The sequence below is a fragment of the Pedobacter sp. ASV28 genome (assembly GCF_016428855.1).
Lineage (GTDB): Bacteria > Bacteroidota > Bacteroidia > Sphingobacteriales > Sphingobacteriaceae > Pedobacter.
This window is the reverse complement of record NZ_JAELTN010000059.1, coordinates 1-22,906: the sequence shown is the minus strand read 5'-3', so window position 1 is coordinate 22,906 and position 22,906 is coordinate 1. Positions and strand designations below refer to the sequence as shown.

General features: G+C 38.2%; 23 protein-coding genes. 11 read left to right on the top strand and 12 right to left on the bottom strand.

Annotated elements, in window-relative coordinates; genetic code table 11:
• Nucleotides 1–257: 257 nt before the first annotated feature.
• The 5 genes from JHD79_RS18095 to JHD79_RS18075 form a co-directional block, all read right to left on the bottom strand.
• A complete protein-coding gene (locus tag JHD79_RS18095) occupies nucleotides 258–1,346 on the bottom strand; it encodes an ABC transporter permease (RefSeq protein ID WP_199120724.1) in 1,089 nt (362 codons plus the stop codon).
• A 58-nt stretch (nucleotides 1,347–1,404) separates the two neighbouring features.
• On the bottom strand, nucleotides 1,405–2,169 hold the full coding sequence (locus JHD79_RS18090) for an ABC transporter ATP-binding protein (protein WP_199120723.1): 765 nt from the start codon (nucleotides 2,167–2,169) through the stop codon (nucleotides 1,405–1,407).
• Nucleotides 2,170–2,380: 211 nt separating this feature from the next.
• Entirely contained in the window at nucleotides 2,381–4,003 is a 1,623-nt protein-coding gene (locus tag JHD79_RS18085; protein WP_199120721.1) for a hypothetical protein, read from the bottom strand.
• A 313-nt stretch (nucleotides 4,004–4,316) separates the two neighbouring features.
• Entirely contained in the window at nucleotides 4,317–5,051 is a 735-nt protein-coding gene (locus JHD79_RS18080; protein ID WP_199120719.1) for a hypothetical protein, read from the bottom strand.
• Nucleotides 5,052–5,167: 116 nt separating this feature from the next.
• Nucleotides 5,168–5,716 carry an outer membrane beta-barrel protein gene (locus JHD79_RS18075; RefSeq protein ID WP_199120718.1) on the bottom strand — a complete coding sequence of 183 codons (549 nt, stop codon included), beginning with the start codon at nucleotides 5,714–5,716 and terminating at the stop codon, nucleotides 5,168–5,170.
• A gap of 150 nt (nucleotides 5,717–5,866) precedes the next feature.
• Between JHD79_RS18075 and JHD79_RS18070 the strand changes: the two genes are divergently transcribed.
• Complete coding sequence (locus JHD79_RS18070; RefSeq protein WP_199120716.1) at nucleotides 5,867–7,024, top strand: AraC family transcriptional regulator; 1,158 nt, start codon at nucleotides 5,867–5,869, stop codon at nucleotides 7,022–7,024.
• 3 nt (nucleotides 7,025–7,027) lie between these two features.
• On the opposite strand, the gene carA is transcribed toward JHD79_RS18070, so the two are convergent.
• Nucleotides 7,028–8,140: a glutamine-hydrolyzing carbamoyl-phosphate synthase small subunit gene (gene carA / locus JHD79_RS18065; protein ID WP_199120714.1), complete on the bottom strand. Its 1,113-nt coding sequence runs from the start codon at nucleotides 8,138–8,140 to the stop codon at nucleotides 7,028–7,030.
• A 319-nt stretch (nucleotides 8,141–8,459) separates the two neighbouring features.
• On the opposite strand from carA, the gene panB reads away from it, so the two are divergent.
• Together panB and JHD79_RS18055 are read left to right on the top strand one after the other, a co-directional pair.
• Entirely contained in the window at nucleotides 8,460–9,275 is an 816-nt protein-coding gene (gene panB / locus JHD79_RS18060) for a 3-methyl-2-oxobutanoate hydroxymethyltransferase (protein WP_199120709.1), read from the top strand.
• A gap of 254 nt (nucleotides 9,276–9,529) precedes the next feature.
• A complete protein-coding gene (locus tag JHD79_RS18055; RefSeq protein WP_199120707.1) occupies nucleotides 9,530–10,216 on the top strand; it encodes an RluA family pseudouridine synthase in 687 nt (228 codons plus the stop codon).
• 35 nt (nucleotides 10,217–10,251) lie between these two features.
• Here JHD79_RS18055 and JHD79_RS18050 read toward each other — a convergent pair whose 3' ends face one another.
• The 3 genes from JHD79_RS18050 to JHD79_RS18040 form a co-directional block, all read right to left on the bottom strand.
• Complete coding sequence (locus JHD79_RS18050; RefSeq protein WP_199120706.1) at nucleotides 10,252–10,716, bottom strand: hypothetical protein; 465 nt, start codon at nucleotides 10,714–10,716, stop codon at nucleotides 10,252–10,254.
• 277 nt (nucleotides 10,717–10,993) lie between these two features.
• Complete coding sequence (locus JHD79_RS18045) at nucleotides 10,994–11,734, bottom strand: (S)-benzoin forming benzil reductase (protein ID WP_199120704.1); 741 nt, start codon at nucleotides 11,732–11,734, stop codon at nucleotides 10,994–10,996.
• 157 nt (nucleotides 11,735–11,891) lie between these two features.
• On the bottom strand, nucleotides 11,892–12,239 hold the full coding sequence (locus tag JHD79_RS18040; protein ID WP_199120702.1) for a hypothetical protein: 348 nt from the start codon (nucleotides 12,237–12,239) through the stop codon (nucleotides 11,892–11,894).
• A 221-nt stretch (nucleotides 12,240–12,460) separates the two neighbouring features.
• On the opposite strand from JHD79_RS18040, the gene JHD79_RS18035 reads away from it, so the two are divergent.
• Both JHD79_RS18035 and JHD79_RS18030 read left to right on the top strand, forming a co-directional pair.
• A complete protein-coding gene (locus tag JHD79_RS18035; protein WP_199120701.1) occupies nucleotides 12,461–12,796 on the top strand; it encodes a single-stranded DNA-binding protein in 336 nt (111 codons plus the stop codon).
• Nucleotides 12,797–13,142: 346 nt separating this feature from the next.
• Entirely contained in the window at nucleotides 13,143–15,362 is a 2,220-nt protein-coding gene (locus JHD79_RS18030; protein WP_199120700.1) for an NADP-dependent isocitrate dehydrogenase, read from the top strand.
• Nucleotides 15,363–15,415: 53 nt separating this feature from the next.
• On the opposite strand, the gene JHD79_RS18025 is transcribed toward JHD79_RS18030, so the two are convergent.
• The gene (locus tag JHD79_RS18025) at nucleotides 15,416–15,925 is read right to left on the bottom strand and encodes a hypothetical protein (protein WP_199120699.1); all 510 of its coding nucleotides are present in this window, start codon (nucleotides 15,923–15,925) and stop codon (nucleotides 15,416–15,418) included.
• A 69-nt stretch (nucleotides 15,926–15,994) separates the two neighbouring features.
• Here JHD79_RS18025 and JHD79_RS18020 point away from each other — a divergent pair, with 69 nt between their 5' ends.
• The gene (locus tag JHD79_RS18020; protein WP_233164776.1) at nucleotides 15,995–16,486 is read left to right on the top strand and encodes a hypothetical protein; all 492 of its coding nucleotides are present in this window, start codon (nucleotides 15,995–15,997) and stop codon (nucleotides 16,484–16,486) included.
• A 29-nt stretch (nucleotides 16,487–16,515) separates the two neighbouring features.
• Here JHD79_RS18020 and JHD79_RS18015 read toward each other — a convergent pair whose 3' ends face one another.
• Nucleotides 16,516–18,354 (bottom strand): DNA polymerase III subunit gamma/tau, encoded by a 1,839-nt coding sequence (locus tag JHD79_RS18015; protein ID WP_199120698.1) that lies wholly within the window; start codon nucleotides 18,352–18,354, stop codon nucleotides 16,516–16,518.
• A 123-nt stretch (nucleotides 18,355–18,477) separates the two neighbouring features.
• Entirely contained in the window at nucleotides 18,478–19,353 is an 876-nt protein-coding gene (locus JHD79_RS18010) for an AraC family transcriptional regulator (RefSeq protein ID WP_199120697.1), read from the bottom strand.
• 169 nt (nucleotides 19,354–19,522) lie between these two features.
• On the opposite strand from JHD79_RS18010, the gene JHD79_RS18005 reads away from it, so the two are divergent.
• The 5 genes from JHD79_RS18005 (at nucleotide 19,523) to rplI (ending at nucleotide 22,863) form a co-directional block, all read left to right on the top strand.
• Nucleotides 19,523–20,116, top strand: coding sequence for a hypothetical protein (locus tag JHD79_RS18005; protein WP_199120696.1), 594 nt, complete (start codon nucleotides 19,523–19,525; stop codon nucleotides 20,114–20,116).
• A 244-nt stretch (nucleotides 20,117–20,360) separates the two neighbouring features.
• Nucleotides 20,361–21,548 (top strand): hypothetical protein, encoded by a 1,188-nt coding sequence (locus JHD79_RS18000; RefSeq protein WP_233164775.1) that lies wholly within the window; start codon nucleotides 20,361–20,363, stop codon nucleotides 21,546–21,548.
• Nucleotides 21,549–21,784: 236 nt separating this feature from the next.
• Nucleotides 21,785–22,147 (top strand): 30S ribosomal protein S6, encoded by a 363-nt coding sequence (gene rpsF / locus JHD79_RS17995; RefSeq protein WP_199120694.1) that lies wholly within the window; start codon nucleotides 21,785–21,787, stop codon nucleotides 22,145–22,147.
• A complete protein-coding gene (rpsR, locus tag JHD79_RS17990) occupies nucleotides 22,147–22,410 on the top strand; it encodes a 30S ribosomal protein S18 (protein WP_199120693.1) in 264 nt (87 codons plus the stop codon). The genes rpsF and rpsR overlap by 1 nt, the downstream gene beginning before the upstream one ends.
• 9 nt (nucleotides 22,411–22,419) lie before the next feature.
• Nucleotides 22,420–22,863 (top strand): 50S ribosomal protein L9, encoded by a 444-nt coding sequence (gene rplI, locus JHD79_RS17985; RefSeq protein ID WP_199120692.1) that lies wholly within the window; start codon nucleotides 22,420–22,422, stop codon nucleotides 22,861–22,863.
• Nucleotides 22,864–22,906: the final 43 nt, after the last annotated feature.

The window sequence follows — 22,906 nt, the reverse complement described above, 5'->3', positions numbered from 1 at the left end:
TATAAAACTGACAATTGACAGAGCGACTAAAATGAATATAAAAGACTTGTTTGTCAAAACAAGGCATGTTGGTTTGTATGGGATATTGCCTGTTGGTCTGGTCGTTACATTGGTAAGTGCACTTATACTTAAGAAAAATAAAGCCAAATCCATTTCATGATTATCCATCAAGTAGCATACAAAAGTTATCTAATGGCTGATTCGAACGACTAACAGCAATGCTGCTGTTGAGTCGTTATAGATGGGCGTGTTGGATTTTATTCCCACTTAAAAGTTTTTACAGCAACGGCATAAATGCCAATTCCCCAAAGTATCATGATGAAGATTTGCTGTTTTACCTCCCAAAGTCCTGCGCCTTCAAAAGCTACTTTTCGCATAGCGTCGTTAAGGTAGGTAAGTGGCAAAGCCCTACTGATGGGCTGTAGCCAACCAGGGAATGCATTGATGGAAAAGAAGGTGCCTGAAAGTAGAAACTGGGGCAAGGTAATGATATTTGAAATGGGTGGTATAGTACTTTCGCTTTTGGCCAATCCAGATACAACAAAGCCAAATCCCATAAATACAATTACGCCTAAGGTGGCCAATATGAGCATGTTGAGTACGGTAATTACGCCGTTTATAAGTGTGAAATGAAAAAAGAAGTGACCTACCAGAATGATGAAAAGGGCGCCTAATAGGGCAAAGCCTATACGGGCAATGCCTTCTCCCAATACAATACTCGAACGCCTAACTGGAGTGGCGAAAAATCGTTTGATTACCAGGTTTTGACGTAGGCTAAAGAAAATAAAGGCGGTACCAAACACACCTGTGCTTAGCAAAGAAAAGCCCAATTGACCAGGTAGAATAAAATCGATGGTACGGTACATCCTGCCATCTATTGTACTTGCCCTTATTTCGGTAACGGTAGGTTGTTGGTTTACCGTATTTAATTTGTAGGACAGCTCGTTCAGTACCGATTTTAGGATGTTGCCCTTATCAAGCGAAGCTGAAGTATATTTTACATTGGTAAAATAAGCAGGTAAGCCTTTTGGGTTTTTTTCTATACTGATCAATGCGTCATAATTGCCTTTCTCCAGGTTCTTATTGATGTTGGCCATGTTATCATTCTTGGTTAAGCGTACGACCTCCATTTTTTCCAATGCAGTAATAATGGGGTTCTGCAAATCAGAATCTGGTGCAATGGCAACATCTATTTTTGTACCTCCACTACCTAGGAATCCAAATACAAGAATAAATATAAGTGGAAATGCTAAAGTGAATACTACGGCAGAGGGGCTGCGCGTAATTGATCTGAAACTTGCTTTGGCCAGCGCTAGGGTGGCTTTTGTATGATTGTATGACGACATGTTTAATTGCTTTGCGTTTTTGAAGCGATATTGTTTTCAATTTTTGACCTTCAACCTTTTATTCTCTCCACTCCTTACCTGTAAGGCTAATGAATACATCTTCAAGGTTTGCTTTTTTAACTTCTTTTTTGCGTTCGAAGCCACTGGCTACCAAATTATCTATGAGTTGATCTGGCGTATCTAAGGCAATGATTTTCCCAGCTTCTACAAAGGCTACGCGATCACATAATTGCTCTGCTTCATCCATATAGTGGGTGGTAATCACTACGGTAGTACCATTATTTCGGATCTCGATAATCAAATCCCATAAGTTTCTACGGGCCTGTGGATCCAAACCGGTAGTTGGCTCATCAAGAAATATGATCTTAGGCGAATTGATCAGGGTAGTGGCAATAGAAAACCTTTGTTTTTGTCCGCCAGATAAAGCCTTGTACTTGGCTTTGGCCTTGTCTTGTAGATTTACTTTTTCAAGCATTTCCATTGGGTTGATCTTTGTACCGTATAAGCCGGAAAAAAGTTCCAATAGTTCTACCAGGTTAAGATTAGGGTAATAGCCTGCAGCTTGGAGCTGCACCCCAATAATCTGTTTGATGGCAGCGGCATCTTTTTCAATATTATAGCCGTCTACCCAAACTTCTCCAGATGTCTTGCTGCGCAGGGTTTCTATGATCTCTAAAGTAGTGGTCTTTCCAGCTCCATTAGGGCCAAGCAAACCAAAAATTTCATTTTCGTAAACATCGAATGTTAAACCTTGTACAGCTTTAAAATCATCGTAATGTTTGACTAAGTTAGTTACGCTAATGATGGGTTTTCTATTTGTCATTTGATATAAAAGTAAGAAGCTTTAAATGAATAGAAAATGAATTTTTGCTAAATGGGGTGAATATGAGGATGAAATGATTTTAATGACCGATAAAATGCATCAATAGAAGGGTGAAATAAGAATTTGTTCTTCCTTTTTATAACATAAAGCCCAAGACAGGATATTTGTTCCTGTCTTGGGCTTTAGAAATGGAGCTTTTAATTAATTACGCCTATTGCAATACAGCTTTCCCAACCCATATTTTTTTGTAGTCTTCATCATGGCCCACATAATATCTTGTTTTGGTATGCTCGTTGTATAAGTAAGATTGGTATTTATAAAGCAAAAATTTACCCTTATTCCCAAGTATATTAAAATCGGATAAGCTTGTGTTTTGCAGATCTATTTTTGCTATTCGTGGAAAATAATTGGCTATAAAAGTGGGGCTGCCGTTATAAGCATCAATAAACGAATCATAACCTTTTGCCCCTTTTACTTCCAAAATTTCCCAATAAATGGTTTTTGCATCTTCGCCAACAAAAAAGTGCTGTCCACTTTGGAACATTTCACTTTTTTTATCATCGTTTATTTTCTCTACGGCATATTGAGCCTTTAAATTTCCCTTGGGGTCGAAATGAAGGCAAACAATATCATAATAGTAATGCTGTATGGTATTACCGCCATTTATAATTTTTTTATCCTCCAATTGTCCGCTAACTAAAAAATCGCCATTGGGTGCTGCCATAAAACCTTGTACCACTAGTTTTTTGCCTACATATGGTGTCGATTTTTTTTGAGAGGGTGGAGTTTTTACTTTAGACTTGAATTGGTCTATGGGAGTTGTTCCGGCAAATATGAGATTGCCTTTTTCAAATTTTAACAAATGTAGGTTTTCAAATTCCTGATTGTATATTTTTTTTTCGTACTTATCCATCTGTGCATTTGTCGAAGTGGTATAGCCCGGATTGTAGATCGGAGCATAGCTTTCGAATGCAGTATTATATGCAACAGCCTTCTTTACAGAACCTGCTATTAGAAATAAACTACCATCTTTTTCCTGGTCATCCATAATGGCAATGGCCGAAGCAGGGGCAATAAATGGGGTGTTATAAATTAACGCTCCCTTTTCCGAAAATTCTAGATAAACATATGCCGATGTATTTATCTCACCTTTGTTTGGAGCCAAAATGGCGAAGATGTGTTTAGAAGCTAATCTTCCGCAATATACCAAGGTATAATTCCCCTTTACTGGGAAAGGGGTTTCCTTTAACTCTAGCGAAGTGTTTACATATAATCCCAAATATTGTGTACGGGTTTCCTTATCATCTGTGTCTGACGATGCGATGATGAAAACAGAGCCGTCTTCATCGTTGGGATAAGCGGCATAGCCCTTATATTTACCATCAGCGTTTTTGGGTTTTACCACTTCCTTGGATAATCGCTTGCCCCATCTGTATTTTTGTTGTCCGTAATCCCAGTTTCTCTCCCATTCTTCTCTTTGCAAGCTAAGTTTCATGCTCAGTACATTGAATGAATTGCCACCGCCAACATAAGCAGAAAGACTGGTTATGGTTTGATTTTCACGTTGTTCTTTCTGTTTTTTATCGGGCTCGATACCTTTAAAGTTCAGGTCACTGTCAAAAACATAATCTTCATAGTTAACCACCTCAGACTTTTTGTCGGTTTTCATCTTATAGGTAAAAACGAGGTTGCCATTTTTATCGATAACACTATTATCAAGCATGCCTCTTTGTGCATTTTTGGAAAGCTCCTGATTATTTTCTTTAACCTGTTGTGCCAGGCTTATAAGATTAATTAACAGTAATGCAATTAATAAATGGGTAATTTTTTTCATTGATCTAAATCGTTTTTTGAAAAATGCGCCGCTAACGCAAGATTTTCGGGTTCTGTAAATTTTTTATGGGCCGCAGATCTGCAGGTTTTTGTAGTCTGTAAATTCCAGCCCGCGGCAGGCTGGAACCACCCAATGGTTTAGTGAACTTAGTTTGTGTTTTTTAGTAATGGGATAGATATTTAACAGAGTGGGGTTTGACGAGAACACCAAACTTTAGCCCTTAAGCAATAGCCTTAATTGAAGGTGTAAAGAACATAGAAGTTTTGCGTTGTTCTATGCTCTTTTCCCCTTATCGTTTCTGCTTTTATCTTTTTTACAAAGTTCTCTTTCCCTTTACGATAATGGTAACACCTCTTGAGTTTTTAAAAGAACCCGAAAATTCATCGCCATTAATAGGGGCGATCGTTGCTCCAGATTCATCTATCAAGGTGTTATTTACATATGTTCCATATATATCGGTAGCAGACTGTGAACCATTTTCCCTTGCCTTGCCCGTCCATCCCTTCAACAAGGTTGACACAATGATATTAAATGTGCCCTTTTCATTATCGGAAGTTTGGTATGTACCTTCAAAACATCTTACCAAAGCCGTTGAGGTTTCTTTGGCTATGCTGAATATGGCATTAGGGTGGCCTGGAATACTGGACGATACAATGGTTGCACCTGAACCAGAGGCTGCCACAGAAAAGGTAACGGTTACTTCCTGCCCGTTTAATGTGCCTTTAAACGGTGCCACATAAAGCTGGCCAGCAACCCATGCTGTGGTCGTTGTTAATGTAACGGTAATACCATCTATAACCATAGTAGCTTTAATAGAATTACTGTTGGTATTGGCAATATCAAACTTTATGGTGCCACTAGAACCTATAACCACACCTTTATAGATGCCCTTGCTGTTATTGTCATTAGCTGCCACACCTTCAGGGATTTGCGAGCATGTTGTACATACATAAGGATCTTCCTTTTCTTTTTCTTTTGTCTTTTTGCACGACATAAAGCTTGCTCCCAATAGAAGCATGATGATGCTGTAGTATTTGATTGTTTTCATGACTTTTATTTTGATGATGAATATAAATATCGATTACGATCTCTTTTAGTGTTGATGGGCTTGCTGTGAATACTTTTAATGGTATTGACACAACTCGTGGTATTTGTTCCAGGCAATTATTTTTTCCCTCCGCCCAAAAAGAAGCCTAATTTGCCAGCAATGTAACCACCTTTACCTACTATGTTATACTCTCCGGTCATTCTAAAATGGCCGTATTCAAATCCTATTCGGGGAAAGAAGCCGAACTTTGTATCTCCGGGTATGGTATTTACAGCACTACCAGAAGCAGAACTTAAATCTACGTCTGCCGCTTTGAAAAAGCCTGCGCCAATACCCGCCAATGGCCTGAAGCCAGATTTAGCTAGGTAATATTCTCCGGTAGCACTATACGATGCCAATACGGAAACTTTAGAGTCTGATGTGGAAGTATTAACCTGCCCAATAGCTGCACCTTCTATACGCAATCCTACGGCTAAATCATCTGTTATCCTGTAGTGTGGTTCTATGGCAAAAGCAACGCCCGCCTTTGTGCCGCCACCTGTGGTACTTTCTGTAGGTGAAGCATAGCCTAAACCAATGTCGACTTTTATTTTTCTGAAATTTTGAGCATAAGTTGCAAATATGCAACAGCTTAGGCTTAATGCCGTTAAAAGTAATCTCTTCATAATTTTAAGTGTTTTTGAAATTTGTTGGGCTAAAACTATTTTGTTTACTTTGATAAAAAGGCTCAACTTATAAAGTGATACTTCATATTTTAGTGCAAATGGGCATATATAATTTTAGCCTTGAAAAAAAACAGGTAAACTAGCTTACAGATGAAAATAAATACTGATTTATCCTTTTCGTTTTATCTCTCTTTGTTCTGCTGGCTGCACCTTTGGTTTTTTGCTGCTGTTTTGTGGATAAAAAAGAGACACAGCTATTCGAATAGACTGCTTGCCCTGTTTCTCTTTTGTTTTTCATTTATCCATGTGCAGCATGTGCTTTTGCAATCGGGCATTTTAAGCTATATTCCTCTGTTTGATCCGGTTTGTGGTATCGTCTTAAGTGTGCTTGGCCCACTTTTTTATTTCTACGTTCGTTCACTTACCGGTTATGAAATAAAACGTGCAGATTTTTGGCATTTGCTCATCTGCATTCCTGGTCTTTTTCATCTGGTGTTTCTATTGTTCACCAAAAATATGACTGAACTTTCGGGCTATTATTATCTTGACCAAGATAAAACCAGTAGGTATACTACAATAAACACCCTTTTGTTGGTGGGTATGTTGGGTTATTTTATCATTTACCTGCTTATTAGTGCCAGAACCATTAGCAATTATTTAAGGACAGTAAAACAAGAATATTCTATTATTGAAACCATCCGTTTAAAATGGTTGAAAGAATTGATATGGCTTTTGGCAATTTTTTCATTCTTGCTGTCGCCTATAGTATTATACATTGCAAATGCTGCTGTCAGTAGTTTGGTGCTTGGTTATTTTAGTACTTTTATCTACTTTATCATTGTTTACAAATCCCTCAGTACATCGGTATTATTCACGGCTGATTTAACAAAATTTTCGGCTCCAATCCCTACGGAAAAGCCAAAGTACAGTAATTCTGTACATAGTGTTGAACGTATACTTGAGCAGGGCAAACTTGTGGAAGATTTTTTGGCCAATGATGGGCTACTCTATGAGGAAAGTCTCAGCCTAAAACAAATGGCCGACAAATTGGAGATTCCTCCCTATGTATTATCGGAAATTATAAACAGGTATTTTGACAAAAGTTTTTTTGACCTGATCAACTCGGCCAGAATAGAAAGAGCCAAAGCACAATTAATATGCCTAGATTCCTTGAATATTACTATTGAAGGGGTTGGCTACAATTGCGGCTTTGGCTCTAAAGCGGCATTTTACAGGGCTTTTAAAAAGTCAACTGGATTAACGCCGAAAGCTTATTTAAAGGAACAGGCTAAAGTTATGGTTCAATAGCACTTACCAAACTAAATCACCTTTGATCAAGTTTACAAAATCGTCAAAAAGGTAGCGAGAATCGTGAGGGCCAGGAGAGCTTTCTGGGTGGTACTGTACCGAAAATGCTTTTTTGCCCTTTACTCGTATACCTTCTATAGATTGATCATTTAAGTTGATATGGGTAACTTCTACCTTGTCAGATTTTTTTACCTCGTCAGGAATTACCCCAAAACCATGGTTTTGAGAAGTAACTTCGCAATGGTTCTTGATAATATTTTTTACAGGATGGTTTAAGCCACGGTGACCATTGAACATTTTCATGGTACCTATGCCATTGGCTTCTGCCAATAGTTGGTGACCTAAACAGATGCCAAATAATGGCTTGTCTGCATCTAAGATAGATTTTACGGTTTCAATAGCATAGGGCATAGCAGCTGGATCGCCAGGGCCGTTAGAGATAAAGTAACCGTCGGCTCCCCAACTTTCCATTTCTTCGAAAGTGGTTTTGGCAGGGAATACCTTTACATAGATAGCCCTATCGTCGAAATTGCGGAGGATGTTCTTTTTGATCCCCAGATCTAATGCGGCAACTTTTATCGGAGCTTCTGGGTTACCATAAAGGTAGGCCTCTTTGGTGGAAACAATAGAAGAAAGTTCCAATCCATCCATAGAAGGTACTTTTTCCAGTTTCTTTTTCAGTTCTTGCAAATCGGTAATTTCAGAAGAAATAATGGCATTCATAGCGCCTTTATTGCGGATATGACGTACCAGTGCACGGGTGTCTATATCAGAAATACCCACAATGTGCTCGTTCTGAAAATTATCCTGTATAGATTCTGTAGCCTCTTTTCTGGAATAGTTGATGTTGTAATTTTTGCAAACCAAACCTGCAATCTTGATCCCATCAGATTCTACTTCATCTCTGTGCATACCATAGTTTCCAATGTGCGCATTGGTGGTTACCATAATCTGACCGAAATAAGAAGGGTCGGTAAATACTTCCTGGTAGCCTGTCATTCCGGTATTGAAGCAGATTTCTCCAGTAGTCGTTCCTATTTTTCCAGCGGCTTTGCCATAGAAAACTGTGCCATCTGCCAATAACAAAATTGCTGGTAACTTAGTGTAGTTAGTCATTTAAATTACAATAAAAAATTAAGGTGAAAGATGGAAAGGAATGAAGATTTTTAACGGAGCGGCCGTTTTTGCAAGAAGATAAAAGTAGCTGATCGAACTCATTCATTTCAGAGCACAAAGGTAAGTTTTTATTGGTATTCATTCCTAATTTTTTCTCTTTTTTTTGAGAAGCTAAAAAATGCATGAATTGAAGTGTTAAGGCTTGTCCAAAAATATGTTTTTGAACGTGTAGTTGAAATTGTTACGTACCAGTTTTCGAAAATAAAACAGATATTTACCAATGCTAAACCCTAATTTTGTATTCACAAAACAAAATAAGATGTCGGTTAACAAAGAAATAAAGCGTGTAACTACGCATATTCTGCAAGAGATGAAACAGCGTGGAGAGAAAATCGCCATGCTCACTTCTTATGATTATTCTATGGCCACCATATTAGATGATGCCGGACTGGATGTGCTGTTGGTAGGAGATTCGGCATCGAATGTAATGGCTGGACATGAAACGACCTTGCCTATTACGCTTGATCAAATGATCTATCATGCACAAAGTGTAGTGCGTGGTGCCCATCGTTCATTTGTGGTAGTCGATTTGCCTTTTGGTTCTTATCAGGGTAATTCAAAAGAGGCCCTGAACTCCGCCATCCGTATCATGAAAGAATCTGGAGCGCACGGGGTAAAATTAGAAGGTGGGGTAGAAATTGTCGAATCCGTACAAAGGATCATTACTGCGGGTATTCCGGTTATGGGGCATCTGGGGCTTACGCCACAATCTATTTATAAGTTTGGTACCTACACCGTAAGAGCCAAAGATGAAGCAGAAGCCGGAAAATTAAAGACAGATGTACTGGCCCTCCAGGAAGCGGGATGTTTTGCCGTAGTATTAGAGAAAATTCCAGCCAAGTTAGCCAAGGAAGTAACCGAAAGCCTGCATATTCCAACCATAGGGATTGGTGCTGGGCCACATTGTGACGGACAGGTATTGGTAGTGAATGATATGATTGGCCTTACTAAAGGTTTTAAACCTCGTTTTCTGCGTCAATATCTTAATCTTTATGAAGGGATTAAAGAAGCAGCACAATCTTATATCAAGGATGTAAAAGCCAATGATTTTCCGAATGAGAAGGAGCAATATTAAATTGGAATAAGGATAACCGAACGGAGTTGAACACAATGAAATCCCAATATTTCGGGGAATAAGATTTTTTTGAAAAGCAGTTTCAGTGCTATTTTTTAAAACCAGTCCCGCTTTCCTTACGGTCAAAAATAAGATTTTGCCCTTCATACAATCGGGTTTAGCTAACAGAAAGTAGTGCAAAAAAGATTTTTCAGTTTACATTAATTATACAATAACTTCAGGTTTATTCCCTGAAGTTCATATTTGATGCAAAGATGCCAATCACAGAAGCAGATATATTATACGAGGATAACCATTTGATCGCCATTAATAAGCGGGCGGGCGATGTGGTGCAGATAGATGAAACCGGAGATATGCCTTTGGATGAAATGGTAAAGGAGTTCTTGGCTCAGAAATATAATAAGTCTGGAGGTGCTTTTTTGGGAGTGGTACACCGGTTGGATAGGCCTGTTAGCGGATTGATTCTATTTGCCAAAACCAGTAAGTCGCTAGAACGCATGAATGCCATTTTTAAGAATAGGGAAGTAAAGAAAACCTATTTTGCGGTAGTCCGTAAAAAACCAGTAAAGCCTCAGGGTAAATTGGTAAATTGGCTTATTAAAAATCCAAAGAAAAATTTGGTGACCGCTTATCCGAATGAAGTGCCCAACAGTCAGCGTTCTGAATTGGACTATAAATTGCTGGCGGAGTTGGAAGGTTATTATTTATTACAGGTAAATCCCCTAACAGGGCGTTCACACCAGATCAGGGTGCAATTGGCCACAATGGGTAGCCCGATAGTGGGCGATAATAAGTATGGTTATCCTCGAGGGAGTAGAAAAGGAAGCATTTGCCTACATGCCCGTAAACTCGAGTTTATCCATCCAGTAAAGAAAGAACCCGTCAGTATTTTTGCCAAATTGCCAAAAGATGGGTTTTGGGAAAAATTCGAGAAGTTCTAAAAAGCTTTATATCGTCAGATTATGGAATGTAAAGCCTATTTGCATGCCACCTGTTCAAAGACAAGGGCTTGTCCAAAATTCAGTTTGCTTACATCCTTGAATATTACTTTTCCCTCTTTTTCGGTCACTTCTCCAAATCCTTCTAATAATTGATCACCTCTCTTAAGGAAGACAACCTGTCTGCTTGACTGTTTCCCCTCGGCATTGAAAGTATAGGAGGCAATCAGCGTATCGCCGTGCATTTCCCCTGCTATGGTGCCAGAGTTATTGTCCTTTTCAAACCATTTGTAATGGAGTTCGCCTGTAGATACCATACCACTCGTCAATAGGGTTAAGGTAGCGGTATCCTTTCCCTTAATATAGGCATAACAGTTTTGTTGTGCGGTTGGTGCCAAATTGCTGTCTAGGCCTGCTTGATCAGATTCCTTTTCACTGGTACTGCTTTGGCAAGCGCAGAAAAAGATAAGGCTTATCATGAGGAATACAAATTGTTTTTTCATCTTTTTGCTTTTATTTGTTCCGTGGTCAGTGCACTATGCGTTTAAATATACCACATTTATGAATACCACTTAAACTATTTTCATCATAAACGCTTTATTGAATTTTTCATTTACGTTAATGAACTTCAACACCTAAACTATAGAAAATGTTTGATGAGCGAACGAGATTTTGTTCATCTGCAAAGTATGGTGTTTTTTTGATAATAAGCAGTTATGGCGATATTTAAGAATGAGTTCAGAATAGCTGGCGTAATTCTACTAATCGTGGTTGCTTGGGCTATGTTTTGTTTTTAACCCTTAAAACGGCTCCGTTTTGAATGTCTGGATTGTGGTCTATTTCATATATTTCTTTACCTACAGTTTCAGTATCGTTTAATGCGCCATCTGCTTTTAAGGCTAAAAACCTATCGATATCCTTAAAACTTGATTTGTTGCTCTGGCGTATTTCGCTTTGCATATCGGTATCTACTACACCTGGGGCCACAGCTATAATTTTCACCCCATTTTCAACATCATTTTGTTCAATAGCGATGGCTTGGGTCATCATGTCTAATGCTGCTTTGGTACTGCAGTAAACTGCCCAGCCAAAATAGGGTTTTTGAGCAGCACCAGAGCTAATGTTGATAATGCTTTTTTGGGAGGGCCAATTTTTACTCAATTTGATGAACATAGAACTGCTCACCAAAGGTGCTATGGTATTCAGTCGAACGGCCTTTTCAATTGTTTCCCCCTCTATGTTATCAATGGTATTCACTTGCCCCAGGGTGCCAGCATTATTGATCAATGTAATCCGTTCTACTTTCGTTGGGTCCAATAGCGAAAATATCCTTGACAATTCTATACCGATCTGTTCGGTATGTGTAAGATCAAGTTGTATTTGGGTAACCCCCTTATTGGCCAATTCCTTATTTATCGTTCTGGAAATTGAAATGATATGATAATGGTTGGCCAGATATGCCGATATAATGCCGTGTCCAATACCTTTGCTTCCGCCTGTAATGATTAAAACTTTTTCCATAGTGGCCTGTCTTATCCTTAAGCAACCTGTCAGACCCTGTGCCTATATACAGAATAGGATATGGTTGTTGAGATTTAGTATTTTATATATAATATAATAGTTGATGGGGGCAAAGTTATGAAATGATTAATTGGTTATTGATATAAACTAATTGTGTTTATTCTTTCTTGACCAAAAGAAGTTCGTCATGATCCAAGAGCAGATATCCATATTCATAACAAAATATATAGGTGTTTCCTGTGCTTGTGGTATAATGATGTGTATAATAGTTGAAGTCAAAACCTTGTTTTAACAAGAGCTCCTTTTTAGTCTTCACTTTTCCATTGGGATTTTCAGCCTTTAAGATTTTCCTATTTTTACTTAAGATCTGATTGATTTTTTTTAAGAGGCTATCATCTTCAGACTTTATCCGGTTGTTATAATGGCTTCGACATTGATCATCGCAAAATTTTTTGTCTGCACGACCTATTATTGCAGTTTGACAATCTAGACATTGACGGTTCATGAGCTATTATGGATAATTTATCAAAAATATAAAACTAAAACTAAAAATGAAATAATGGTAAGATGGGTAAATAGGAGAGGTTTATCCGTATATAATCGTTTATATACGGATATAAGTGTTTAATATCCGACTAATTTTTGGCGTGCTAGGCAACTTTGTATCGTCGATAGTCAAGGTGGCTATTGTTCGTTAAATATCAAGTAACTTAATTTTAAAAGATCATGGAAAATTTAGTAAACAAAGTCGTATTAACCGGATTTGCAGGAAGCGATGTAGAAGTACAAACTGTAGGGAATAACCAAAAGTTGGCGAAAGTTAATTTAGCGGTAAATGAATATTATAAAGATAGTAATGGAACAGAAGTTAAAAAAACACATTGGTTTCCGTTAGTGTTTTGGAATATCAATGCTGATGTTGCAGAAAAAGAAATTAAAAAAGGGATTCGTCTAACCATACAGGGAAAACTTCAGACCCGAAGCTACGAAAGCAAAGATGGGATCAAAAGATACAGTACAGATGTAGTGGTAAATGAGCTTGAAGTAAAAATGCCAGCATAAAACCTCTCTTTTCATGGGTTAACGGCGTCATCTATATCGTTAGTTGACGCCGTTTTATTTGGCGTTATTGCAGCGCTAAGGATCATTGTTTTTGCCGTATTCAATGTATAATAGATTTACACTGATTGGTGGACTAAGCAGTTTTCCACTAGGGAAGACCGTTTTCTTTTCTTAGGATTTGCAATCGAATTTTTAATTTGATCTTGCTTACCACTATTGTTTTTATGAGTTACAATTAACATTATAGTATGATAAAATTCATTCGTTTCTTTTATCTTTAGGCGATTTTATGAAAAGGGTTCATTCAGGATCCTTCTTTTCACTATTTAATAAATAATAATACAATATGTCAAATTCATCAAAAATTATCTATACCAAAACAGACGAAGCTCCTTTGCTGGCTACCTATTCGTTATTGCCAATTGTACAGGCCTTTACGGCTTCTGCGGGCATCGATGTAGAAACAAGGGACATTTCTTTAGCAGGAAGAATTTTAGCTAATTTTCCTGAGTTTTTAAAAGATGATCAGAAAATTGGAGATGCTTTGACAGAACTTGGCCAATTGGCTACTACACCAGAGGCAAACATTATCAAGTTGCCTAATATTTCAGCTTCCATTCCCCAATTGAAAGAAGCCATTTCCGAATTACAATCACAAGGTTATGCCTTACCTAATTTTCCTGAAGATGCACAGACTGAAGAGGAAAAGTCTATTAAAGCTAAATATTCGAAAGTTTTGGGATCTGCTGTAAATCCGGTATTGCGTGAAGGCAATTCAGATAGAAGGGCACCGAAAGCGGTAAAGAATTATGCAAAGGCAAACCCCCATTCAATGGGCGCATGGTCGTCAGATTCTAAAACCAGTGTGGCCAGCATGAGCCATGGTGATTTTTATGGTTCAGAACAATCAACAACAGTTGAAAATGATACCCAATTCAAAATCGAGTTTGTCGATGCTAATGGAGCGATAACAGAATTAAAAGGTTTGGCAAATTTAAAAGCAGGAGAAGTGATCGATAGTTCGGTCATGAGCCTATCTGCTTTAAAAGCTTTTGTTAAAGAGCAAATTGCTGCGGCAAAATCGGCAGGTGTTTTATTGTCTGCACACCTTAAAGCAACCATGATGAAGGTTTCAGACCCCATTATTTTTGGGGCTATAGTAGAGGTTTATTTTGCTGACGTTTTCACTAAATATGGCGAGCTGTTTAAAAGTTTAGGGGTAGATACCCGTAATGGCCTTGGTGATGTTTATGCTAAAATAGCTGGCCATCCGCAACAAGCGGAAGTTGAAGCAGCCATTGCTGCCACTATTGCAAATGGACCGGCCTTGGCCATGGTGAATTCTGATAAAGGGATCACCAACCTACATGTACCATCGGATGTGATTGTTGACGCTTCTATGCCTGCAATGATCCGTACATCTGGACAGATGTGGAATGCAGCTGGCGAACAAGAAGACACCTTGGCTTTAATTCCGGACAGAAATTATGCAGGTGTTTATACAGCAACTATAGAAGATTGCAAGAAACATGGTGCTTTTGATCCAAAAACCATGGGGTCAGTGCCAAATGTGGGATTGATGGCGCAAAAAGCAGAAGAGTATGGGTCACATGACAAGACTTTTCAGGCGACTGCCAATGGTGCCATTCGCGTGGCAGATGCTGAAGGGAAAATATTTTTTGAGCAACCGGTAGAGAAAGGGGATATTTTCCGTATGTGCCAAACCAAAGATGCACCTATTCAAGACTGGGTAAAATTAGCGGTAAATAGAGCACGCCTATCGTCAACACCAGCCGTTTTCTGGTTAGATGAAAACAGGGCCCATGATAGAGAGATTATTAAAAAAGTAAATAAATATTTGCCAGATCACGATACTGCTGGCTTGGATCTTCGCATTCTTTCTCCAATTGAAGCAACCAAATTCTCTTTGGAAAGAATTCGTAAAGGTCAAGATACCATTTCGGTGACAGGCAATGTGCTACGTGATTACCTGACCGACCTTTTTCCTATTTTGGAGCTGGGAACTTCAGCTAAGATGCTTTCTATTGTTCCACTAATGAACGGAGGTGGTTTATTTGAAACGGGAGCAGGCGGTTCTGCCCCTAAACATGTAGAACAATTCCTTAAGGAAGGTTACCTGCGTTGGGATTCCTTGGGTGAATTTTTAGCCTTGGCTGTTTCGCTGGAACATTTAGGCCAAACGCAAAACAATGCTAAAGCATTGGTATTGGCCGAAACTTTGGATGCAGCTACCGAAAAATTCCTGGCAACAGATAAGTCGCCAGCCCGTAAAGTTGGGCAAATAGATAATAGAGGTTCGCATTTCTATTTGGCTTTATATTGGGCAGAGGCATTAGCTGCACAAACTAAAGATGCGGATCTGCAAGCTAGATTTGCTCCTTTGGCTAAATCTTTGGCCGAGAATGAAATTAACATTGTGGCAGAACTTATAGCCGCACAAGGAAAAGCGCAAGATATTGGCGGTTACTATCATCCTAATGATGGATTGGCCAGTAAGGCAATGCGCCCAAGCGAAACATTGAATACAACCTTGGCAGGGTTATAATTAATTAACCTTTATCAATAGCAAAGTCCTGTAGCAATGTTACAGGACTTTTTTTATGTACCTCGCTTGAATTGCATACACGGACGAGCATAAATCAAAAACCACCAAACGATGCAAAAAAGAACAAATAGACCAAGCAGTATTGCATAAAGCTGTATATTATTTCCTGGTGACTTTTTTATGCTAAAAATACTTTCTCCATCTGCTTTAATCTGATATACTTTTGGGCTAATATTTACTAAATCACCCTTTTTAATAAACACTTCAAGCTCTCCTGCGTTTTTTAGTTTTAAATCAACGCCTCCAAATGCGTTTACATCTTGAACTTTATCGGTGGTCGCCAATCTTAGGGTATAAAAGCGATCGTCTCCCTTTAGCTGAAAACTGAGATAAATATAGTCGACTTTTGCCCTGCCCTCGATTTCTGTTTTTGTAAAGTTAAATTTTTGCAGTAATCGGCCTTTCACGCTGATGAGTGTATTATCGCCAAAAATAATTTGAAGAAAGATAAGATAGAAGGCGTATGAAATAATAAATAAGAAGCTAATTAATAATCCCTTCATTTTAACTAAATTATTAGTTTAATATACTGGTTTTTTACGGAAAGGCCAACAGTTATTAACCATTTGTTCATGATGGGGAATTTTGGTAAAGTAAATCTCTCAAAACAATTATTTATCCCACTTCGTTATCTTCATGTAATTAATCATAAAATCATGAGCAAAGCTTCAGATCAAAAACCAGCTAAAGATAAATTGCACAAGAGCGATTTAGGTGAAACCAAAGATTTTAACGAATTGTCTTTTGATAAAGACAAAAATAGTTATGAATTTGATGTAAAGGGAGAGGATGAGGGTTATGATCATCCTTTGCCATATGATACATCGGCACCAAATGGTGAAGATAGTATATCCACTTATGACGAGGCCAATCCATACGTGGGTGATGAGTACGATTTGAAAGAACAGGCACAGGAAGAACTATCTGATAATGGCATGAGGGTTGATGAAACAGGGGAAAGCGTATTGTTAGATCCTACAGATAGGGTGTTGGCACGTACACCAGAAGACTTTAGGGATGATTTAGATGAAGAAGGCTATCCTAAGCGAGACAAGTCGTCTTAAAATATACTTGCATAACGGAGGTAAATTAATCAAGGAGTAATGTCAAGATTGAAGCGCTTCCGTAATTCTTCCAAGTTAGGATTCTTTTCTACCAGATAAGTATACTTGTCTTTATTACTATATATACGGGTTGTTTTTTTACTTTCTATCCTTTTAGCCGATAGCTGTAATTCGAAATTCTTTAGGTTGCTCCTTAAAAAATTAAGCAAGTCTATTTTTTCATCCTGTAGCGTACTCTCCAAAGCCAAATTTTCTACCAATACCGTAATATTCGCTCCTTCAATTATAGGTTTGTTGCTGCTTAAAAGTGTAAAAAGATGTATTTTGTCATCTTGTTTGGCCTTTTGGGTATACTGTTGCCAGAATTTTAAGAAAGTTTCTTCGCTAAATTCCTGCTTTTCATTTCCGGAAATGTATTGTGGGCCTTTTTCTTCCTCAGCGTTTAAGCTTCTGTTGAGGTCTGTAAGCGAAGGGATTAGGGAAGATGAGGTGGAGGTTTTTAAGGGTTGTATCTTAATGGAAGTTGCCGTAGGTATACTTCCGGTTTTAATGGGCTCGTCTGCGGTATCGGCTGGTTTTAGCTTTTGAGAAGCTATATTTTCATCTTTTATAAAAGAAACAGCTTGGTATGGGGCAGGTTCCTCGGCCACCATGAATGGCGCCTGGGATTCTGCTTTTGATTTGTCAATAATGGTGGCCTCAGTTTTGACTAAAGTTTTTTTTTTATCCTGATCTTGATCAGTTGCGGCATGAGGTTGGTTAGCAAGTTGGATTACAGAAGGGATGTGGCACATTTTGATGAGTGCCAATTCTACTTGTAGCCGCTGGTTTTTGCTGTTTTTGTAGTTTAAATCACATTGATTGGCCAAATTCAGGGCAGTTAAGATAAAGCCCAGATTGGCAAAATGGCTCTGTGCCAGATATTTTTGCTTGATGTTTTCACTTACTTCGAGCAATTGTATGGTCTGGCTGTCTTTCCCTACCAATAAATTTCTGAAATGCCCGGCAAGCCCATTAATAAAGTTATTGCCATCAAATCCATTGTTTAAAATCTCATTGAATAGCAATAGCGTGCTACTTACATCGCCCTTGGTTAGGTAATCGGTAAGTTTAAAATAATAGTCATAATCTAAAATATTCAGATTGTCGATTACGGCTTTATAGGTAACATTCCGATTGGTATAACTAACAATCTGGTCAAACATTGACAAGGCATCGCGAAGTCCCCCATCAGCTTTTTGGGCAATGATGTGCAGCCCATCATTGTCCACTAATATCTCCTCCCGCTGGGCAATCTTGGCCAAATGGCTGGCAATATCTTCTACCTGTATTCTGTTAAAGTCAAAAATCTGACAACGAGATAAGATCGTTGGCAATATCTTGTGTTTTTCGGTGGTAGCTAAAATGAAAATGGCATAAGGAGGAGGTTCTTCCAATGTTTTTAGAAAAGCATTGAAGGCACTGGCCGATAACATATGCACCTCATCAATAATATATATCTTATATTTTCCGGCCTGCGGCGGTATGCGAACCTGCTCTATCAAACTCCTGATGTCATCAACAGAATTGTTAGAAGCCGCATCGAGCTCATGGAAATTAAAAGAATGTCCAGATTGAAAGGACTGGCAATTTTCGCAGGTGCCACAAGCTTCCTGCTCGGCAGTTAAGCTGGTACAGTTGATGGTCTTGGCCAAGATACGTGCACAGGTAGTTTTTCCCACCCCACGCGGGCCACAAAACAAAAATGCCTGTGCCAGCTGATTGTTTTTAATGGCATTTTTTAAAGTTCCGGTAATATGCTGCTGACCAACTACGGTTTCGAACGTAGCCGGGCGATATTTACGGGCAGAAACAATAAAATTTTCCATTGGCACGAAAATAAGGAATTTTGTTGAGGTTGAAATGTGGAAAGCATGGAATGTTGAAAAAATGGCCTAAAAACAGGTTCCGCTTCCAGTCAAATAAAATCCTATAATGAATTTTGACTTTGTTTATTGTTTAATTAATGACCTTAACTCTCTCCGATATTCAGATGCGCTTTTTCCGGTAAATTCTTTGAATAATTTATTAAAATGACTGAAGTTATTGAATCCACTCTCATAACTGATATTGGCAATGCTGGTTTGTTTTTCGGCCAGCAATTTGGAGGCGTGTACCACCCTGTATTCATTTACAAATTTGGTGAATGTTTTTTTGGTGATCTTTTTAAAGTATCTACAAAAAGAGGGGACGGTCATGTTCGCCATTTCCGCAATTTTTTCTAGGCTGATTTCTTCCATGAAATGATCTTTCACATAATTGAAAACCATATTGATGCGGTCGTTGTCCTGTGTCTGCATTTCTAGAGAGAAGTTTTGGGCATTTAATAGCTTGTAATCAGATGCCTGCTCAAGCTCCCGCAATACGTTTAATAGCGCTAATAATTTTTCAAAAGGCCATTGGTTGTTCATTTTTTCTAAAATGGGCCCAACCAGTTTCATGGTGTCCTTGCCAAAGGCAATGCCATATTTTGCCTTGTCGAATAAATTGGCGATGCCTTTGGTTTCTTTAAGGGTAAGGAAATCGGTGCCTAAAAAATCAGGTTTCATTTGAATGACCACTTCATTTTTATTCCCTGTTGTCTCGTCGGTAAACCCACAATGAGGCAGGTTGCTGCCAATTAGGATAAGATCACCATCTGTATAATAAGAGATATGGCTGCCTATTTGTCTTTTGCCAGTTCCACCATTTACAAAGACCATTTCAATTTCAGGATGATAATGCCATAGGTGGGCCTTGTTATTGGTGTTTGCGATATATTTTGAATAATAGAATGAACTTCCAAAAGAAGGGTCAACAACTTCGAAACTGGGTTTTATCTTTTTCATATTAAAGCTAATATATTAATTAAAAGTGTGTGTTATTGCTGCTTTTTATTTAATAATACGATTGTGTGGTTAATATAGCATATGTATTGGGGAATATACAATATAACAAGTGTTTGATTAACAGGTAGATTTGCTTTGTCAAATAATAATTAACTCTTAAAGTAATTCAATGATGAAAAAGTTCTTTAAATTCAGTTTAATGGCGATAGCTATATTGACTGCTTCTGTTGCTTATGCAGATGACAATGATTTTCTAATAAAAGTAGCCAAAGAAAATAGCAAATGGGTGAGTTTTGTGGCTAACGATGCGCAAAACATCGATCTAACCCTTTACGGAGCGAACGAAGATATTTTATATACGCAGAAAATCCATACTGCGGGAAGTGTGATCAAAACTTATGACCTAAGTGCCCTTCCTGATGGTAGCTATCTGCTCGAGATGGAATCAAAATCTAAGTTGACTAAATATTATATAGAAATAAAGGATAACAATGCCGTAATTTCACAGCCTTTTGTTACCAAATTTCTTAGGCCTGTTTTTACCAGGGAAGATGGCATGCTTACCTTGGATTTAAAAGGTACTTGTAAAGGGGCTGTAGAGGTTCAGATCTTAAATGAATACAATGATGAGCTTTATGGCAATACTTTTACGGATGAAGCAAAATTGATCAAGAAATATGATGTAAGTAAGATCTATGCAAAAGAGTTGACCTTTGTGATCAGGTCAGGTGGGCAGGAATTTACCGAAACGATAAAGCTTTAAATAAGATACTATTAGTTGGAGAAGAGGTTGCTCAAAAGGCGACCTCTTTTTTTGTAGTCACCTCTCGCTTTTCCTTGAATTTATCCCTTCTATTGATGGGGAAAGCCAAAATTCAAACAATAGGAACTAAAGGTTTAGCGGAAAAAATATATCTTCACGGCTTAATTTTTCGTTTCTTATGATATTATCAAGTACCACCCAACGTTTTTTTCTTATTTGTTTATTGTTGTGCCCATTCTGCTTAATGGCTCAATATAATTTCTTTAAAGGTTACGTAGTCACGAATGAGGGCGATACCCTTAAAGGATATGTGCAGGGCAAGGAAAGTATTGTCAATCCCATTTCTATCAAGTATAAAACGAATACTACAGCTGAGGTTAAGCTGTTTTCCGTGAAAGACAGTCGGGCTTTTGGTATTGGTGACAAAGAGACGTATGAAAGACATTTGGTTCGTATTAGTCTTGGCAAAATAAAATTGGAAGATATTCCTGTGGGTATAGACACATCATTTAGGCAGGAAAAGGTTTTTCTTAAGGTGCTACATAAAGGTAAGCATGTATCTTTGTATGCTTACACAGATGATATAAAGACCAGGTTCTATGTTAAAGAAGAAGGATCGTTAGAGCCGTTAGAGCTGATGAACTACTCTTATTATGATCCAGAAAATACAGGCAAACTGGTGGTTAGCCCTAGGTACCGAAATCAGTTACAGGCCCTTTTTAAAAAACATGAAGTTTCTGATAAACAGGATAACCTGTTGTATAACATTCCTTATCAGTCTTCCGATCTGGTGAGGGTGGTGTCTTTAATTAATGCAGAAGCACCAACAAAAGCCAAGTATCCTTCTTCCAGATTTTTTATGGGTGCAGGAGCTGCACTAAATAAGACCAAATATACTGGAGGGCATATATTGGCCAACGAAAATTCAGAAGCAAAATCTTATGCTTCCCCTTATGTAGTAGGAGGGATAGATATTTATGTAGATCCTGCATTTGGGAAAATGCTTGTAAGGATCGAGGCTGGTTTTTCTAGGGTGAAAAGTGAGTTTTATAATGAAGGAAGTGCTTTGAGCCAAGGTGTAAGACATAAATTTGAACAGAATAATTTTTCGCTAACCACCCAACTGATACATAATTTTTATAATGGTGAAAACCGGAAAATATATTTGGGCGTAGGCGCCGCTGTTTACTATGCCCAGACTAAGCAAAATGAAATGGAGTATTCTCCTTCTTTTGGTACTGCATATAAAGAGAAGGGGGCAGCTCTTGAAAAAACTTATTTGTCTATTCCATTTACCATTGGTGCTGTCTTTAATAAAATGATTGAGGCATCATTTAGTTATGTTATGCCTAATAAAATTATAAACCCCGTAGGCTATGCCATCAAGATGGAAAGGTTTAGGCTGGGCTTGAACTATCAGTTTAGCTTGTAATTATATGTTTTTCGAGGGCTTATTATCTCTTATGCGAGTAGATAGATATAGGAGCGGCCAATAAACAAATGTTCGGCTTCATTTGGCAAGTGATAAGCTGGGCATCGCTTTTCTCTTTTTGTAGGGCGTAATGAGATGTAGATTTTTAAAACAACAGTTTGATTTATAGAAATATATTGTTACATTTGCAGCCCGTTTTAGTGCGGGAATAAATTAAAAATTAATTAAATACAACAATGAATCAGTACGAAACTGTTATCGTTCTTACCCCGTTGTTGTCAGAAGAAGCTGCAAAAGAGGCTATTGCCAAGTTTACAAGCATCATTACTGACGGCGGAGCCGAAATTATCGCAGAAGATAATTGGGGTTTGAGAAAATTAGCGTATCCGATTGACAAAAAAGCAAACGGATTCTTCCACCTTACAGAGTACAAAGCTCAAGGGGAATTAATAAGCAAGTTAGAGCTAGAATTGAAACGCGATGAGCGTGTTTTACGTTTCTTAACTGTGAGATTAGATCGTCATGCGATTGCCTACAGCGAGAAAAAACGCAGTGGTGCATTTAACAAAAAACCTAAGAAAGAGGAGGCTACAGCGTAATGGCAAAAGATCAGATACAATATGTTACCGCTCCAAAGGTGGACGATAACAGGAAAAAATATTGCCGTTTTAGAAAAAACGGAATTAAATACATTGATTATAAAGACGCAAACTTCTTGTTGAAATTCGTTAACGAGCAAGGTAAAATTTTACCTCGTCGTTTAACGGGTACTTCTTTAAAGTTTCAACGTAAAGTGGCACAGGCAGTTAAGCGTGCACGCCATATCGGTTTGTTACCTTTTGTTACTGACCAATTAAAATAGGAACTGAGCATGGAAATTATTTTAAAACAAGATATCAAATCACTAGGTGAGAAAGATGATATCGTTACGGTAAAACCTGGTTTTGGTCGTAACTATTTAATTCCTCAAGGCTTTGCTGTTTTGGCAACTCCTTCAGCTAAGAAAGTGTTGGCGGAAAACTTAAAGCAGGCTGCTTTTAAACAAGATAAAATTAAAAAAGACGCAGAAGGTGTAGCTGAGCGTTTAGCAGATGTTAAACTAAGCATTGGTGCTAAAGCTGGTGAAACTGGGAAAATCTTTGGTGCAGTAAATACCATCATGATTGCAGATGCGTTGAAAGCTAAAGGTTTTGATGTTGATCGTCGTCGTATCACTTTCGAAACTGAACCTAAAACTTTAGGAGAGTACATTGCAAACTTAAACTTGCACAAGGAAGTTAAAGTTAAAGTGCCTTTCGAGGTTGTAGCTGAATAATCTCTGTCTCTTATACACATCTCCGAGCCCACGAGACCTGCGT